Annotated in this window: 14 protein-coding genes and 1 tRNA gene; 12 read left to right on the forward strand and 3 right to left on the reverse strand. The window is 41.8% G+C overall.

Going from position 1 to position 13,569, the window contains the following annotated elements:
* Positions 1-2: 2 nt before the first annotated feature.
* The 8 genes from recR (at position 3) to BLQ57_RS01370 (ending at position 4,948) form a co-directional block, all read left to right on the forward strand.
* Complete coding sequence (gene recR / locus BLQ57_RS01335) at positions 3-623, forward strand: recombination mediator RecR (protein WP_087940330.1); 621 nt, start codon at positions 3-5, stop codon at positions 621-623.
* A gap of 140 nt (positions 624-763) precedes the next feature.
* Positions 764-837: transfer RNA gene (locus BLQ57_RS01340), tRNA-Ala, on the forward strand.
* 263 nt (positions 838-1,100) lie between these two features.
* A complete protein-coding gene (locus BLQ57_RS01345; RefSeq protein WP_092824009.1) occupies positions 1,101-1,352 on the forward strand; it encodes a GIY-YIG nuclease family protein in 252 nt (83 codons plus the stop codon).
* 93 nt (positions 1,353-1,445) lie between these two features.
* Complete coding sequence (locus BLQ57_RS01350) at positions 1,446-1,547, forward strand: GIY-YIG nuclease family protein (RefSeq protein ID WP_092824010.1); 102 nt, start codon at positions 1,446-1,448, stop codon at positions 1,545-1,547.
* 344 nt (positions 1,548-1,891) lie between these two features.
* Complete coding sequence (locus tag BLQ57_RS01355; protein ID WP_169712805.1) at positions 1,892-3,421, forward strand: PKD domain-containing protein; 1,530 nt, start codon at positions 1,892-1,894, stop codon at positions 3,419-3,421.
* 5 nt (positions 3,422-3,426) lie between these two features.
* A complete protein-coding gene (locus tag BLQ57_RS01360) occupies positions 3,427-3,849 on the forward strand; it encodes a hypothetical protein (RefSeq protein ID WP_087941203.1) in 423 nt (140 codons plus the stop codon).
* 17 nt (positions 3,850-3,866) lie between these two features.
* Positions 3,867-4,139, forward strand: coding sequence for a hypothetical protein (locus BLQ57_RS01365; RefSeq protein ID WP_087941204.1), 273 nt, complete (start codon positions 3,867-3,869; stop codon positions 4,137-4,139).
* Positions 4,139-4,948: a Cof-type HAD-IIB family hydrolase gene (locus BLQ57_RS01370; protein WP_087941205.1), complete on the forward strand. Its 810-nt coding sequence runs from the start codon at positions 4,139-4,141 to the stop codon at positions 4,946-4,948. The genes BLQ57_RS01365 and BLQ57_RS01370 overlap by 1 nt, the downstream gene beginning before the upstream one ends.
* Positions 4,949-4,954: 6 nt before the next feature.
* On the opposite strand, the gene BLQ57_RS01375 is transcribed toward BLQ57_RS01370, so the two are convergent.
* The gene (locus tag BLQ57_RS01375) at positions 4,955-5,632 is read right to left on the reverse strand and encodes a DUF2461 domain-containing protein (RefSeq protein ID WP_087941206.1); all 678 of its coding nucleotides are present in this window, start codon (positions 5,630-5,632) and stop codon (positions 4,955-4,957) included.
* 201 nt (positions 5,633-5,833) lie between these two features.
* Here BLQ57_RS01375 and BLQ57_RS01380 point away from each other — a divergent pair, with 201 nt between their 5' ends.
* Both BLQ57_RS01380 and BLQ57_RS01385 read left to right on the forward strand, forming a co-directional pair.
* A complete protein-coding gene (locus BLQ57_RS01380) occupies positions 5,834-6,100 on the forward strand; it encodes a DUF6364 family protein (RefSeq protein ID WP_087941207.1) in 267 nt (88 codons plus the stop codon).
* Entirely contained in the window at positions 6,090-6,509 is a 420-nt protein-coding gene (locus BLQ57_RS01385; protein WP_087941208.1) for a type II toxin-antitoxin system VapC family toxin, read from the forward strand. The genes BLQ57_RS01380 and BLQ57_RS01385 overlap by 11 nt, the downstream gene beginning before the upstream one ends.
* Here BLQ57_RS01385 and BLQ57_RS01390 read toward each other — a convergent pair.
* Positions 6,502-7,797, reverse strand: coding sequence for a UDP-N-acetylmuramoyl-tripeptide--D-alanyl-D-alanine ligase (locus BLQ57_RS01390; protein ID WP_087941209.1), 1,296 nt, complete (start codon positions 7,795-7,797; stop codon positions 6,502-6,504). The genes BLQ57_RS01385 and BLQ57_RS01390 overlap by 8 nt on opposite strands.
* A gap of 85 nt (positions 7,798-7,882) precedes the next feature.
* Here BLQ57_RS01390 and BLQ57_RS01395 point away from each other — a divergent pair, with 85 nt between their 5' ends.
* Both BLQ57_RS01395 and BLQ57_RS01400 read left to right on the forward strand, forming a co-directional pair.
* Entirely contained in the window at positions 7,883-9,949 is a 2,067-nt protein-coding gene (locus BLQ57_RS01395) for a T9SS type A sorting domain-containing protein (protein WP_087941210.1), read from the forward strand.
* 65 nt (positions 9,950-10,014) lie between these two features.
* Complete coding sequence (locus tag BLQ57_RS01400) at positions 10,015-11,718, forward strand: amidohydrolase (RefSeq protein WP_087941220.1); 1,704 nt, start codon at positions 10,015-10,017, stop codon at positions 11,716-11,718.
* A gap of 107 nt (positions 11,719-11,825) precedes the next feature.
* Here the strand turns inward: BLQ57_RS01400 and BLQ57_RS01405 are convergent, their stop codons facing one another.
* Entirely contained in the window at positions 11,826-13,172 is a 1,347-nt protein-coding gene (locus BLQ57_RS01405; RefSeq protein WP_087941211.1) for an ATP-binding protein, read from the reverse strand.
* Positions 13,173-13,569 lie beyond the last annotated feature (397 nt).

Raw genomic sequence — 13,569 nt, forward strand, 5'->3', positions numbered from 1 at the left:
TTGTGAATTTTCCCTCCAAATTAATAGAAGATGCAGTTACTGAGATTTCGCGTCTTCCCGGAATCGGCAAAAAAACAGCTCTCAGGTTAGCTTTGCACCTCCTCAAGCAGCATGAAGCGCATACTGAAGCCCTGTCTTTGGCCTTGACCAAAATGCGACAGGAAGTAAAGTATTGTGTGATTTGCCATAATATTTCTGATGAGGAGGAGTGTAGTATTTGTAAAAGCCACCGGAGAGATACTTCCATTATTTGCGTGGTAGAGGACATGCGCGATGTTCTGGCCATCGAAAATACCAACCAATACACCGGTAAATATCATGTGCTGGGAGGAGTGATTTCTCCGATTCAGGGTATCGGACCTGAAGAGTTGAAAATCGAATCCTTGATAAGTAGAATCGATCAATCGGTGAATAAGGAGCCTGTGAAAGAGATTATTTTAGCGCTAAGTGCCACGATGGAGGGCGATACTACCTCCTTTTATCTGGCAAAGCGTCTCAAAGAAAAGGGGGTGAAGGTCAGTACCATAGCGCGGGGAATTCCGGTAGGAGGGGAATTGGAATTTACAGATGAAGTTACCTTGGGACGAAGTATCATGACACGAATAAATTATAATACCGATTAAATTTTGTTTGGCTAATTGAATCCTCAGCTTATATTTGCACTCCGTTTGGGGGATTAGCATCCCGAAATACTTCAGGACTAGAGCGTCCCGACAGTGGTCGGGAAGGTCATCTGAGAGTAAGTTCAATAAAATTAAAAAGAGGGGGATTAGCTCAGCTGGCTAGAGCGCTACACTGGCAGTGTAGAGGTCATCGGTTCGACTCCGTTATCCTCCACTCAAAGCTTCACAGAAATGTGAGGCTTTTTTATTTCGTCAATTAGCTCAGCTAGCTAGTGCGTCCCGCTAGGAAGCGGGAAGTTCATCGGTTCGACTCCGTTATCCTCCACTCAAAGCTTCACAGAAATGTGAGGCTTTTTTATTTCGTCAATTAGCCCAGCTAGCTAGAGCGTCCCGCTAGGAAGCGGGAAGTTCATCGGTTCGACTCCGTTATCCTCCACCAAAACCTGCAATTTTTGCAAGCCTTTTTTATTTTTAGTTATGTATTTCGTTTACATTCTTTTCAGTTCCAAGACCAACAAATATTATGTAGGCTCAACAGATAATTTGGAGTCTCGTCTGAAGCATCACAATGCGGGCTCGACTCCGTCCACAAAGCCTGGAGCGCCTTATTGGGAGATGAAATATTCTGAAATCCTAGCCGATAGAACTCTAGCTCTTAAGCGAGAGCTGGAAATCAAAAAGAAAAAGAGCCGAAAATTTATTGAATGGTTAATCAACTCAGCTGGCTAGATCGTCCCGCTAGGAAGCGGGAAGTTCATCGGTTCGACTCCGTTATCCTCCACCAAGGCTTGCAATTTTTGCAAGCCTTTTTTATTTTTAGTTATGTATTTCGTTTACATTCTTTCCAGTCCCAAGACCAACAAATATTATGTAGGCTCAACAGATAATTTGGAGTCTCGTCTAAAGCATCACAATGCGGGCTGAGCTCCTTTCTCAAAGGATAACTAGTTTCTCAGGGTTAAGTGTAAAAAACTAGAAAAGCAACCAGTTGCCACTATCAGGAGGGTTTATTTTCTGATCTAAAGTTGACTGATTGTTAGAAATAATGAGATTTTATTTAAAATTTTTTAAATTTTTTTTGTGACCAAATTCAAATTCAATATTGTCAAAAGAACTTTTCGTAATACATAAAATAATCAGTTTAAATTAAAGGTTATCAGTGACTTAAGTCATGTTTTTAAGCCCTAATATTTGTTATTTTTGATTTCATTAAAAGCCTGGAACTGATGAAAAGGCGAGGTTACATATGGCTAATATTTTGGGTGTTCATGTTCTTGAATTCCGCAGGAGAAGTTTTTGCACAATGCTCCCAAAACAATTTCACAGTTACTGGATTTGAACTGCGTAATGAAGCAGGTGTACCTTTTTCTGTAACAGATGATTATGAATTGGGGGAGGAGGTTACAGGTGAATTATGGATGTTTCTAGCGGGATCTTCCACAAATGGATATAACCTTCGGTTTTTCTTTGATATTCATGTCAATGGGATTTTAACACAAGACGATCAGTATGAATGCTTGTTTCCTGGCACTCAGGCAATTCAAGGGATTTGGGTGAAAGTTCGGGATTTCACTTGGAATTGGGGAGATGTTATTGATGTGAAAGATTTGTTCATTTATTGGGATACAGGAACAGCAAAATCTGGAACCACCTGTGTTAAAAGTGATAAAAATAATATTAATGCTCAATGTTATAGCAACCCTAATGGTTATACTGCAGCTGTACCTTTGTTTCCCAAGTTTGATTTTGTGTCCAATGGTATCTGTAATACCACGATTGAGTTTACTTCTGAGACCATTGGTGGTTCACCTCCCTATGAATATACCTTTGAGTGGGACTTTGACGGTCTTGGCGCTGCTACTGGTCCAAATCCAACCTTCAATTTTCCTTCTTCAGGTACTTATTCTATAGGCCTGACAGCTTATGACGGGGTGACTACTACTACCATTTATAAGGATATCTTCATTGATCCTAATTTTGGAATTCAGGTAGAAATATTCCCGACAAAAAAGGATGAGAGTTCAGGGATGATCTATGTCGAAAGTGTGACTGGGGGAACTGAACCCTACTCATTTGTTTGGACTGGGCCAAATGGATTTTACAGTACTGATAAGGATATTTTCGGTCTAAGCGATGGTTTGTATCAGTTGACTGTCACAGATGCTAATGGATGTACTCAAACGATAGAATATCTCTTGGATATTGCTAGTGTATTATCCCTTGACCTTTCTTTTATCGAAGCTTCTTGGAGCAAAGAGACTGGTTTGGTTTCTTTAAAATGGGAAACCAATAAAGAGGCAGAAGTGGGGGCTTTTCAGATTCAGAGAAGAATGAATACTGAGGATAAATTTGAGGTGATAGGAACCATCGATGTCCCCAATATCAAGATTGAAAAGACAGCCTACGAGTTTCATGATTCCACCTTTGCCTTTAACCGAGATCAACTGTATTATCGGATTAAAAAACTGACCCAAGAAGCAGATTATTATAGTTCAGTTTTATTGGTCAGAAGAGAAGTCCCCTTGCCTCTAGTAGATGAATGGACTTTATTCCCGAATCCAAGCATAGCGGGGCAAAATTTGGAATTGGCCTTTTTGGGAAATGAGGATATCCTGGACCAAGAGGTCCAACTCCGATTGATTGGGCCTTCGGGAGAGCTTGGAAAGAAAATTATCCCTATGCCGGCAAATTCTAAAATCACTTTTAATTCGTATTTTGGTCCCATTCCTCCTGGCTTTTACGTACTCGAAGTCATTTGGGATAACCAAGTCAATCGAATAAAAATCTTAAGAAATTAATATAAATGAAGACAATCCTTCTAAAAGCCATCACCATTCTGATGGCTACTTTTTTGTTTAGTAGTTGTGCTTGTGAACCCGAATCTGTTTTCAGGTTTGCCATGAAAGGAATGGATATGATGATGGGAGATGGGTTTCTCCCTTCACAAGAAATTGTAGCCTTGGCCAACTTTCAGGGAGTCAGTGTTTCGATTGAGAAAAACAACGATCAGGGGGAGATTTTCTTAAAATTGCAAAACGGAGATCCAGTCCTAATAGGAGATAGACCTGAAGTTTTAGCTCGCAAGTGTGCTGAAATTTATCTTCGAGATTTTGAAAATGCAGCAGATTATCAGCAAATTACTGTGCAGTTGATGCAGTCTGACCCTCTTAATCCTGAGAATTTTGCCATGCAAGAGTACAGCTTTGAGGTTTCAGACTTTCACTAACCCTAAACCGTAGTACTATGCATATTCCAGAAGAATTCAAAAAACCACCCATGAGTCTGGGAGATTGGATTATTTCTGTCCTTGTCAGCAAAATCCCCTTGATTGGATTTATTATGTTGATTGTCTGGGCTGTAGATTCTAATACAGATAAAAATAAGTCCAATTGGGCCAAGGCAGAACTGATCGTCACCTTGATTTTTATAGGGATATCTATTCTCTTTGTGGCCATCATCGGATTTGGCTTTTTTGCTAACTTTTCTGATGAAATAGACTGGTCCCAAATCGATTAATGCAATTTAAAGCAATCTGTACCGACATAGACGGTACGCTTCTCAATTCAGATAGAGATCTATCGCCTAGGCTGAAAGCGATAGTAAGAAATATACCCGATTCCATTCCCTTGATTTTGGCTAGTTCTCGTATGCCTGATGCCATGCGGCACTTGCAAGAGGATCTGGGTAGGATCGCTGAGCCTTTGATTTGCTATAATGGAGGATTTGTGATCGACAGTGAAGGGCAGGTTTTGGATTCGGTGGAGATTCCTTTTCCTATCGTCCAATCCATATATACACTTTGTCAAGGAGAAGAAATTCACCTTAGTCTTTATCGGGGAGAGAATTGGTTCGAAGAGAAGGAAGACTTTTGGTCCACTCGAGAGATGACAAACACTAAAGTAATTCCGACATGGATTACTTTGGAGAAACTACTTGAGGAGTGGGGAAGTACTCAATCCGGCGCCCATAAAATCATGTGTATGGGAGAGTCTAATCTAATTAATTGGCTTTTCGGGGAGCTTCATCTGCATTTTGGCGATCAACTTCATCTCTATCGCTCCAAGGACACCTATATAGAAATCGCACCCAAAAGGATATCCAAGGCCTCTGCTTTGAAATTGATTTTGGAGAGCAAATATGATTTTGGGATGGAAAAGGTCATTGCTTTTGGGGATAATTACAATGACATCGATTTGATTCAATCCGTGGGCTGGGGAGTGGCTGTTGCTAATGGACGCCCTGAGTTAAAAGCGGTCTGCAAAGAATTGACACTGCATCACAAAGAAGATGGTGTAGCCCTTAGTTTGGAAAAATACTTTGGGTAAACTCAGCTAAAGAATCCCACTACCATCCTCTACATCTTCGATAGCTTTAGCGAGAAAATCATTGAACGGTTTCATGACCGAAAAGCCATGTAAGGCCAGGTTGATAAAGTTGCCAGAATTCACATCCTTGTCAGCAATCGGATGAGACACGGTATAGCTTTTCAGTCTAAGGTATTCAATATAGGGGTGGTCTGCTTCATAATCTCTCGGGCTAGTTTTGAGTTTGTCTCCTTCGATTTCCGGAAATAGTTTTTGGAAACTGGGTTCGTTTTCGATTTTTTTCAATTCCGCACCGCTGTAATCGATTTCTCTTCTGATCTTTTTCAGATTCTCAGCTTCAGGCATCCAGATACCGCCGGCAAAAAACGAATTTCCAGGTTGGATCTGAAGATAGTAGCCTGGGCCGGGTGATTTTTTTCCTTTTGGTGAAAAGTAAGCTCCAAAATTCGTTTTGTAGGGATCTTTATTTGCTGAAAACCGGATGTCTCGATTTTGTCGAAACACGCAATCTTTGGGCTTAAATGCCGAAAGTTCAGGCTCCAATTCGGTAAGTCTTTTTAAGATCACCCCTACATCTTCCAAAAATTCGGCTCGTGTCTCCTGATACCAACCTCGATTGTCATCCATCCATTCTTTGTGGTTGTTTTCGGCTAGTGAACTGAGAAATTTGAGAAAGGGGCGCATGGTAGGAATTAGGGATAAAGTTTGAATTATAAAGTGATCCAATAGTTAAACTGGGAAGGAGAAAATTGGTTTTGGCTTAAAGATGCTCATTTTTTCTAGTGTTTGTAATTGGCCGCTTTCGACAAACTCATCGATTTGTGTAAAGAATTGAGAACTTTTGAGTATTTTACACGTGTTTAAACCTTGTAATCTACACGTGTAATGAATACGAAACTAACCCTCACACTGGAAAAAGATGTGATCGAAAAAGCAAAGGAATATGCGGCCCAACAAGGTCAGAGTTTGTCTTCCTTGGTAGAAAATTACTTTAGGCTCTTACTACTTGAGAAAAAGGAGGATTCTATCAAAAAAGAAAGGAAACCACTTCCAAAAAGTTTCTTAGAATTAGAAGGGTGCTTAAAGCATGAAGGAGAATTTGATTACAAAGAAGAACTGACCAAAGCATTAATGGAAAAATATGGACTCTAATATATTTTTAGATTCCGATGTAATATTAGATTTCCTTTTGAAAAGGGAACCTTTTAATGTACCAGCAAGAAGTATATTCGGCTTGGCATATAATGGTGAAATCCAAATTTTTCTTTCATCATTGACAGTGGCTAATATTCATTACATCCTCAGAAAGTCATTTGGAAATGATGGTGCATTAAAAAAGATCGCCGAATTGGTAAGCTTCTGTAAAATTCTCCCAGTTTCCGAAAAAGAGATTTTTGCAGCAATGAAAAGTGGATTTTCTGATTTTGAAGATGCTATTCAACACTTCTCAGCTGTTCAAAACCCGGAAATCAAAGGTATTATCACTCGAAACTTGGCTGATTATAAAAAGTCTCAACTTCCGATTTTTACGCCTGAAGCTTTCCTTTCCACCATCAAATAAAATCAACCAGCCCCTCCAGCTTCATCCCTCTACTTCCTTTGATCAAAATCATGTAGTCTTCAAGCTGACTATCCTGAAGCCAATTTCGGAATGAAAAAGGATCGGGAAAATAGAGTGCCTTTGGAGCGGATTCAAGCGCAGAAACAATCAGTTTTCCTGTAAAGCAGACTTTGTCAATCGGATACTCACTGACGATCTCACCGAGCTTTCGATGCTCTTCTTCAGCATGCTCACCCAACTCAAACATATCTCCCAAAATCACCATTTTATGCTTCTTCCCTTTCATTTCTCCAAAGGTCCGGATGGCCGCCTCCATACTCGATGGATTGGCATTATAAGCGTCCAAAATGATCAAATTACTCCGACGCTCTATGAGTTGTGAACGCATGTTGACTGGTTGGTAGCTAGTAATTGCTTTTACCGCTTTTTCCAAATCTACTCCGAAGTATTTCCCAATTGTCAGCGCGTTGGCGATATTTCCAAAATTATACGCGCCAATCAATGAAGTGAGATGCTCTCCTTTTACCTGCTCTACCGAAAACTTCACAAAAGGATCGGCACCAAGAAAATTCACCTCACAAAAATCGCCTGCTGCCGGGTAGAGCACCGGATTTTCGAATCGCTTGATCATATTGGAGAGAATGGGGTCTAGACTATTGATGAAAACGGTCCCCTTGTTTGCACGCAAATGCTGATAAAGTTCGGTTTTGGTTTTCAGTACTCCCTCAGGCCCGCCCATGCCTTCGAGATGTGCCTTACCGATGTTGGTAATGAAGCCGTGGGTAGGTTCGGCGATTTCACAAAGCTCCGCGATGTCTCCTTGCTTATTCGCTCCCATTTCGATGATGGCGACTGTATGTTCCTTGTTGAGCTTGAGCAAAGTCAAGGGTACGCCGATGTGATTGTTGAGGTTGCCCTCTGTGGCCAAGGTGTTGAATTTCTGGCTGAGAACGGCATTCAACAACTCTTTTGATGTGGTTTTGCCATTCGAGCCTGTCAGGCCGATAATGGGGATGTTAAATTGGTGCCGGTGATAGTTGGCCAGCTTTTGCAGACAGGCTAAAGCACTTTCTCCAATAAAATAGCGCTCGTCCTCCTCTTCAAAATAGGCAGCTTCATCCACCACTACTGCCGAAGCTCCCATTTCCAAGGCTTTGGAAGCAAATTCATTGGCGTTAAAATTGGGCCCTTTGAGTGCAAAAAAAAGATTTCCCTTTTCGATTTTTCGGGTGTCTGTACTCACACCGGTACTTTTGAGAAAGAGCTGATAGAGAATGGCGATGTTCATGATTGGAAATTTTCTTCAAAATAAATGATTCATCACATCTTTAGGCAAAAGGCTACGTATTAAATTTAGCTTCTAGCTTTATATTATGCGTTTTCTAACCACCGTTTTTTTCTTTCTTTTGACTGTATGGGCCTTCGGTCAGACTAATTTTAGTTTGCAAAATCAACCCATTCTCAGTGAAAACGGTGAAGAGTTGCCTTCAGCTTGGAGTGGGGGAATTAATAGTGCTCAGATCCAATTGATTGATTTGAATTTTGACGGGCAGGAAGAGTGGGTCATTTGGGATATCAATTCCCGACAGCTCAGCGTGTTTGAAAAAGAAGGGGATCAGTTTATTCATCAGCCCGAGTGGGCTTATTATTTTCCAGCTGATATCAGCGGATTTTTGGTTTTGGTTGATTATGATGGAGATGGAAGGAAAGATCTGTTTACATCGACGGCCCGAGGGATCAAAGCCTACCAAAACACTTCTTCAGACGGGAGTATTTCCTTTGAAGTGGCAAGAGACTTTCTTCCGCTGGATAATGGCTCCAATATTCAAGCAAATAACCTCGATACTCACCTGATTCAGGATTTGGATGGTGATGGTGATCTGGATTTAGTGATTTTTAATTTTGCCTCGGGAGATTACCTGGAATTTTATGAAAATACTTCTGTGGATCGAACAGGCAGTCCTGATATTGATGGCTTTGCATTTCCAGAAAGGCATTGGGGAAAATTTGAATTTTGTGCTTGTGGGGATATTTCCTTTGGGCAGACTTGCTCGGGTTTGGATTTGAGAATTGATCCTTCGGAAAATTCCCGTGTGCAGCATGCCGGTGGGCATTCGATTCTATACCGAGATTTTGATGGAGATGGGGTTCCTGATTTGATTTTGGGTCGGGATGAATGCAATGTGTTGTATTTTCTACCGAACAAAGGCACGGCATCTGAACCCCTTTTTGATGAATTTTCGAATGAGCTACCTGAGTGGGGCGCATTGCCTCGTTTTCCGATTTTTCACAATCCTGCCTTTATCGATGAGCAGCTGATTATCAGTTCCAATTCCAATGAAGCGGCACAAGTGTATGGAGTAGATTTCGCGAATTCCATTTTTTCCTTTGATGGTTCGCTTAATTCTATTTTGCAAGACCAGGTATTGGATTTGGGCGAAAATACGCGGCCTTTTTTCCTTGGAAATCAAAATGGGGGAAAACTCTACCTCGGTACCAATGTAACCCGTGAAGGAAATGTTTTGGGGGAAATCTTAGCGTTCGATTTTGAAATTGGAACATTCGAAGAGAAGGATCGCTTAGAAAACATTCGGGAATTGAATCTGACTGAAATCCAGTATTTGGAATTTCAGGATCAGTCGGGCATTTCTCAGCAATTTTTGACAGGAATTCGCTTTGAAGGAACTATTCCGCAGCAGCGGATTTTTCGGCAGGAAAATAATCAGTGGGAAGAGATCAGTTTTTCAGGATTTGAACCGAATCGGGGCGATCATTTGACCTTTTTCAGCTATCAAAATCAGGATCATTTGCTGGTAGCTGCACAAAATGGCGGTTTGGACCTGTATGAAGTTAATTTTGAAAATTTGTCTGCCGAACTGCTGAAGTCAGATTTTCTGGGCTTTCAGGACAATCCAGCCAATCGAAATCTGAATGTGGCAGTGAATCCAGGAACTCAACCCGGGCTCTATGCCGTGGATCAGCGTGGGATTTTGATCTATGTCGAAAACTTCATGGAGCAAACCCAGCGTGAGGAGGTTCAAATCGTCATTGAAAATAAAAATTTTCCAACTCGATTGGGCAGAAATACTTGGGTAACTTTGGTGCCGGATGTCTTGGGAGAAAACCCCGATTTGATTCTGGGCACTCGCGGAGGAGGTTTGATTTACCTGAGTGCAGTGCAAGGAACTGCCCCCCCTTCGGAAAGCCTTCAACTGCTTCTCTATCCCAATCCAACTGCCGGTCCCATCAAGGTCATCTCCAACCAATCGGGTAGGGGTAGAATTATCAATGCGATGGGACAAGTGCTTTTAGATGAGATTTCTGTTAAGGCTGGACAAGAAATCGAAATCCAATCCGGTATTTACACTCCGGGCCTTTATATTTTTCAACTCGAAACAGCCAATCGACGGCAGTTTTCAAAGAAGTTTTGGGTGAGGTGAGTAAAATGATTTTGTTTGGATTGTGGAAAAACCCTAGCTTTCCATTACAGAATAAACACCAACTTATGAGATATACATATTTACTGGCCTTTTTGGCCTTTTTCGGATTTGCCTGTAGCTCAGGCCCTGAGAACCCCGCAGACCAAGTTTTTATCAATGGCATCATCTACACCGTCGATGAATCCAATCCCAAAGTGGAGGCTGTTGCAGTTAAGGATGGCATGATTCAGGCCGTGGGAACTACTGCCGAAATTCAAGAATGGGCTGGAGAAAATACCGAGGTCATTGATCTCGAGGGTAAAACCATGACACCAGGCTTGATCGAATCTCATGCGCATTTGATGGGAATCGGCTACAACAAACTTGAACTTGATCTCATGTACGTAAAAACTTACGATGAATTGGTCGAAAAAGTAGCCGAAGCCGTGGAAAAAGCCCAGCCAGGCGACTGGATCACCGGCCGTGGGTGGCATCAGGATAAATGGATCGAAAAGCCCGAGAAAATGGTCAAAGGCTTTCAAACCAATGACAAGCTCAATGAAGTCTCCAAAGACAATCCGGTTTTTCTCCGTCATGCTTCAGGACATGCCTCCTTTGCGAATTCAAAGGCTATGGAACTAGCCGGTATAGCCAATCTCAATGGGGAGCGTCCCGGCGAAGTAGAAGGTGGAGAAATAATTACCGATGAACTGGGAAACCCAACTGGAGTACTTACTGAGCGAGCTTCTGGATTGGTGGCTAGATTGGTTCCCGAAGAAACCCCTGAGCGGGCAGAAGAGGCCTTGACTTTGGCATTGCAGGAATTGGTGGAAAAAGGAATCACTTCTTTTCACGATGCAGGTTCAGGTCAGGATGTGATTGATTTGGTGCAGAAATTCAAAGATGAAGGCAAACTCACCGTTCGTCAATACATCATGCTCACAGGACGTCAGCCCGAGCTTTTGGAGGAGTGGTATCAAAAAGGGCCGATGATCGATACTGAAGACCACCTCTTGACTGTTCGATCGATCAAGTTGAATTGTGATGGAGCTTTGGGGCCAAGAGGTGCCTGGTTGCTGGAGGATTACTATGATCGTCCAGGGCACAGAGGCCATGAGACCTTGCCGATGTCTGTGGTGACAGAAGTTTCCGAGAAAGCCCTGCCTTTAGGGTTTCAAGTTTGCTCTCATGCCATCGGAGACCGCGCCAATCAGGAGATTTTGGATCGTTACGAGGCCGCATTTGCCAAAAATCCAGAAGCAACCGATCACCGTTTCCGTATCGAACATGCTCAGCACATTCATCCCGATGACATTCCCCGATTTGGAGAAATGGGCGTTATCGCCGCCATGCAGGCCATTCACTTGAGTTCGGACCGACCATGGGCGATTGATCGCTTGGGCGAAAAGCGAATTATTGACGGGGCTTATGTTTGGCAGAAACTGATGAAGTCCGGTGCGGTAGTGACCAACGGGACAGATGCACCTGTGGAGCCGGTGGATCCGATTCCTTCTTTTTACGCTTCGGTGACCCGAAAAACGCTGGAAGGAACTCCGGAAAACGGTTACGAAGCCGATCAAAAAATGACCCGGGAAGAAGCCTTGAAATCCTATACTTTGGATGGAGCTTATGCCGAGTTTGAGGAAGATTTCAAAGGCTCGATTGAAGTAGGCAAGGCGGCTGATTTCACCGTTTTTGATCAAAATATTATGGAAATCCCTGAAGAGGAAATTCTGAAGACGAAAGTGGCCATGACGGTGATGGGGGGAAAAGTGGTTTTCAAAAAATAGGGGTTAGAAAACTCATTGCTTATATCTAAGTTAGACCTTCCAGGTTTTGAAAACCTGGAAGGTTTTTTTATTGCTATTGGCGTGGATTGAAATTTTAAAAATGGGTTTCATCGGACAAACCATTCCAGGTACTCATGGATTTTGGTTCCCAAAAAGTAGGGTAGATTGAGAAGTTTATAGGATTTACCCGCAGGTGTCTTTGTATTCTCGGTTCGTAATTCACCTCCATACATTCTCACCGCAAATCCATGATCAGAGGCATCGATAAACTGATGTAATGAGCGAAGTGAGCCCGTAGCTCCGGATTTAATTTCGATAGGAATGACTAAGCCACGAAATGAAATCACCAAGTCAACCTCTGCGCTAGATTGGTTTTTCTGCCTCACCCAAAAATTTGGTTTTTGATCTGTTAGTTGGGTGGTTGATATAAGTTCTTGATTGATCAAATGTGGAATGAGAGCCCCCTTGTACGCCTGACTTAAATCTTCCATGCGAAGCATTTGGCCTTGGATGTTGACTGAATAATTGATCAATCCTGTATCTAGAAATTGGATTCGGGGAGATTTTTTCAAGTCGGGACGGATCGGTGGCTTCAGGTCCGTAGTTGGATAAATCAGTCTCATCACCTTGGCCTCCTCCAAGATTCGGAAGGCCTCTCCGACTTCTCTAGACCGATAATTGGAATTGCCAAACCCTTGAAATTTTACGCGATCGTCCAAATGTAAATGTGCCGAATTCATGATATGTCCTATGATTTTCCGTCCGCTGTCCGTGCTCGTATATTTATCCACATCCGATTTATAGGTGCTCCAGATGCTTTCATAGATTGCCGGTAGATCTGCTAGATTGTTTTTGGCGAGATCCATTTTGACCACTTCGGGCATTCCACCGATAATTGCATAGCGATGAAATAGGTCCATTAAGGGTTTATGGGCAAATGGCTTTAGGGGTAGTTGATCCAATTGTGCCAGTGCTACTTGATTTCCGACGGCATCCAGATATTCGGGAAAGTTCATCGGATATAAATAGGCAAACTCAACTCTGCCAACAGGGAAGCTTTTTACCTCTTTCAGTGCAAATTCCAATAAGGAACCTGCTGCAATCACAGCTAATTGAGGAAACTCTTCATAAAAGTATCTGAGCATTTGAATTGCCTTTGGGGATTCTTGGATTTCGTCTAGAAAGAGAATGGTGTTTGAAAGTTTTTCAGAAGAAAGATTCCTGCTCAGAAATAATGATTCCACAATAGTTTTGACATCATCAAAGTCATCGAAAAAGGATTTATCACTTTTTTTCTCAAAATTCAATATGATGGAATGAGGAAAGCCCTTGGCAAACTCTTTCACCAAAGTAGTCTTTCCCACCTGCCTTGCCCCTCTGATAATAAGTGGCTTTCTGCTTGGGTTAGATTTCCAGTTTTCTAGAGTCCTGAATAATTGTCTTTTAAAGCTCATTCCCTTGTCGTTTGTTACAAAATAAGGGTATTTTATTGTATTTTATGGTATAAAATAAGGGTAAAATATCTTAAAAATTGTAATAAAGTAAAGGGAAGCTAAATTTGAAGACTTTCCTTCAGTCATTAAGGTGGTGTTTATTAGCTTTTAAATTTGCTTAAACTCAATATTCCTCTTAAGAAGCTAGTCTAAATTAGGTTTGGAAAATTGATTAGTGGTTTCTCAGATACTTCAAAAATCTGCGAACCTTGTGAATGCTACTTGATTTCGTTTTTAAACCCGAAATATGCATTAGAATCTCTTTTCCGAGTTCAAAATGCTTCATTGCATTTAATCCAGAGAATCGAGATTACCATAGTGGTGTTATGCTTTATTCGTTAAATACTTGATTTTCTTC

The sequence above is a fragment of the Algoriphagus faecimaris genome, from assembly GCF_900101705.1.
GTDB classification, from domain to species: Bacteria; Bacteroidota; Bacteroidia; order Cytophagales; family Cyclobacteriaceae; genus Algoriphagus; species Algoriphagus faecimaris.

Bases quoted from the DNA above. Each gene is read 5' to 3' on its own strand.
- BLQ57_RS01345 (WP_092824009.1), top strand. From the start codon at position 1,101: ATGTATTTCGTTTACATTCTTTTCAGTTCCAAGACCAACAAATATTAT.
- BLQ57_RS01350 (WP_092824010.1), top strand. From the start codon at position 1,446: ATGTATTTCGTTTACATTCTTTCCAGTCCCAAGACCAACAAATATTAT.
- BLQ57_RS01355 (WP_169712805.1), top strand. From the start codon at position 1,892: ATGTTCTTGAATTCCGCAGGAGAAGTTTTTGCACAATGCTCCCAAAAC.
- BLQ57_RS01360 (WP_087941203.1), top strand. From the start codon at position 3,427: ATGAAGACAATCCTTCTAAAAGCCATCACCATTCTGATGGCTACTTTT.
- BLQ57_RS01365 (WP_087941204.1), top strand. From the start codon at position 3,867: ATGCATATTCCAGAAGAATTCAAAAAACCACCCATGAGTCTGGGAGAT.
- BLQ57_RS01370 (WP_087941205.1), top strand. From the start codon at position 4,139: ATGCAATTTAAAGCAATCTGTACCGACATAGACGGTACGCTTCTCAAT.
- BLQ57_RS01375 (WP_087941206.1), bottom strand. From the start codon at position 5,632: ATGCGCCCCTTTCTCAAATTTCTCAGTTCACTAGCCGAAAACAACCAC.
- BLQ57_RS01380 (WP_087941207.1), top strand. From the start codon at position 5,834: ATGAATACGAAACTAACCCTCACACTGGAAAAAGATGTGATCGAAAAA.
- BLQ57_RS01385 (WP_087941208.1), top strand. From the start codon at position 6,090: ATGGACTCTAATATATTTTTAGATTCCGATGTAATATTAGATTTCCTT.
- BLQ57_RS01390 (WP_087941209.1), bottom strand. From the start codon at position 7,797: ATGAACATCGCCATTCTCTATCAGCTCTTTCTCAAAAGTACCGGTGTG.
- BLQ57_RS01395 (WP_087941210.1), top strand. From the start codon at position 7,883: ATGCGTTTTCTAACCACCGTTTTTTTCTTTCTTTTGACTGTATGGGCC.
- BLQ57_RS01400 (WP_087941220.1), top strand. From the start codon at position 10,015: ATGAGATATACATATTTACTGGCCTTTTTGGCCTTTTTCGGATTTGCC.
- BLQ57_RS01405 (WP_087941211.1), bottom strand. From the start codon at position 13,172: ATGAGCTTTAAAAGACAATTATTCAGGACTCTAGAAAACTGGAAATCT.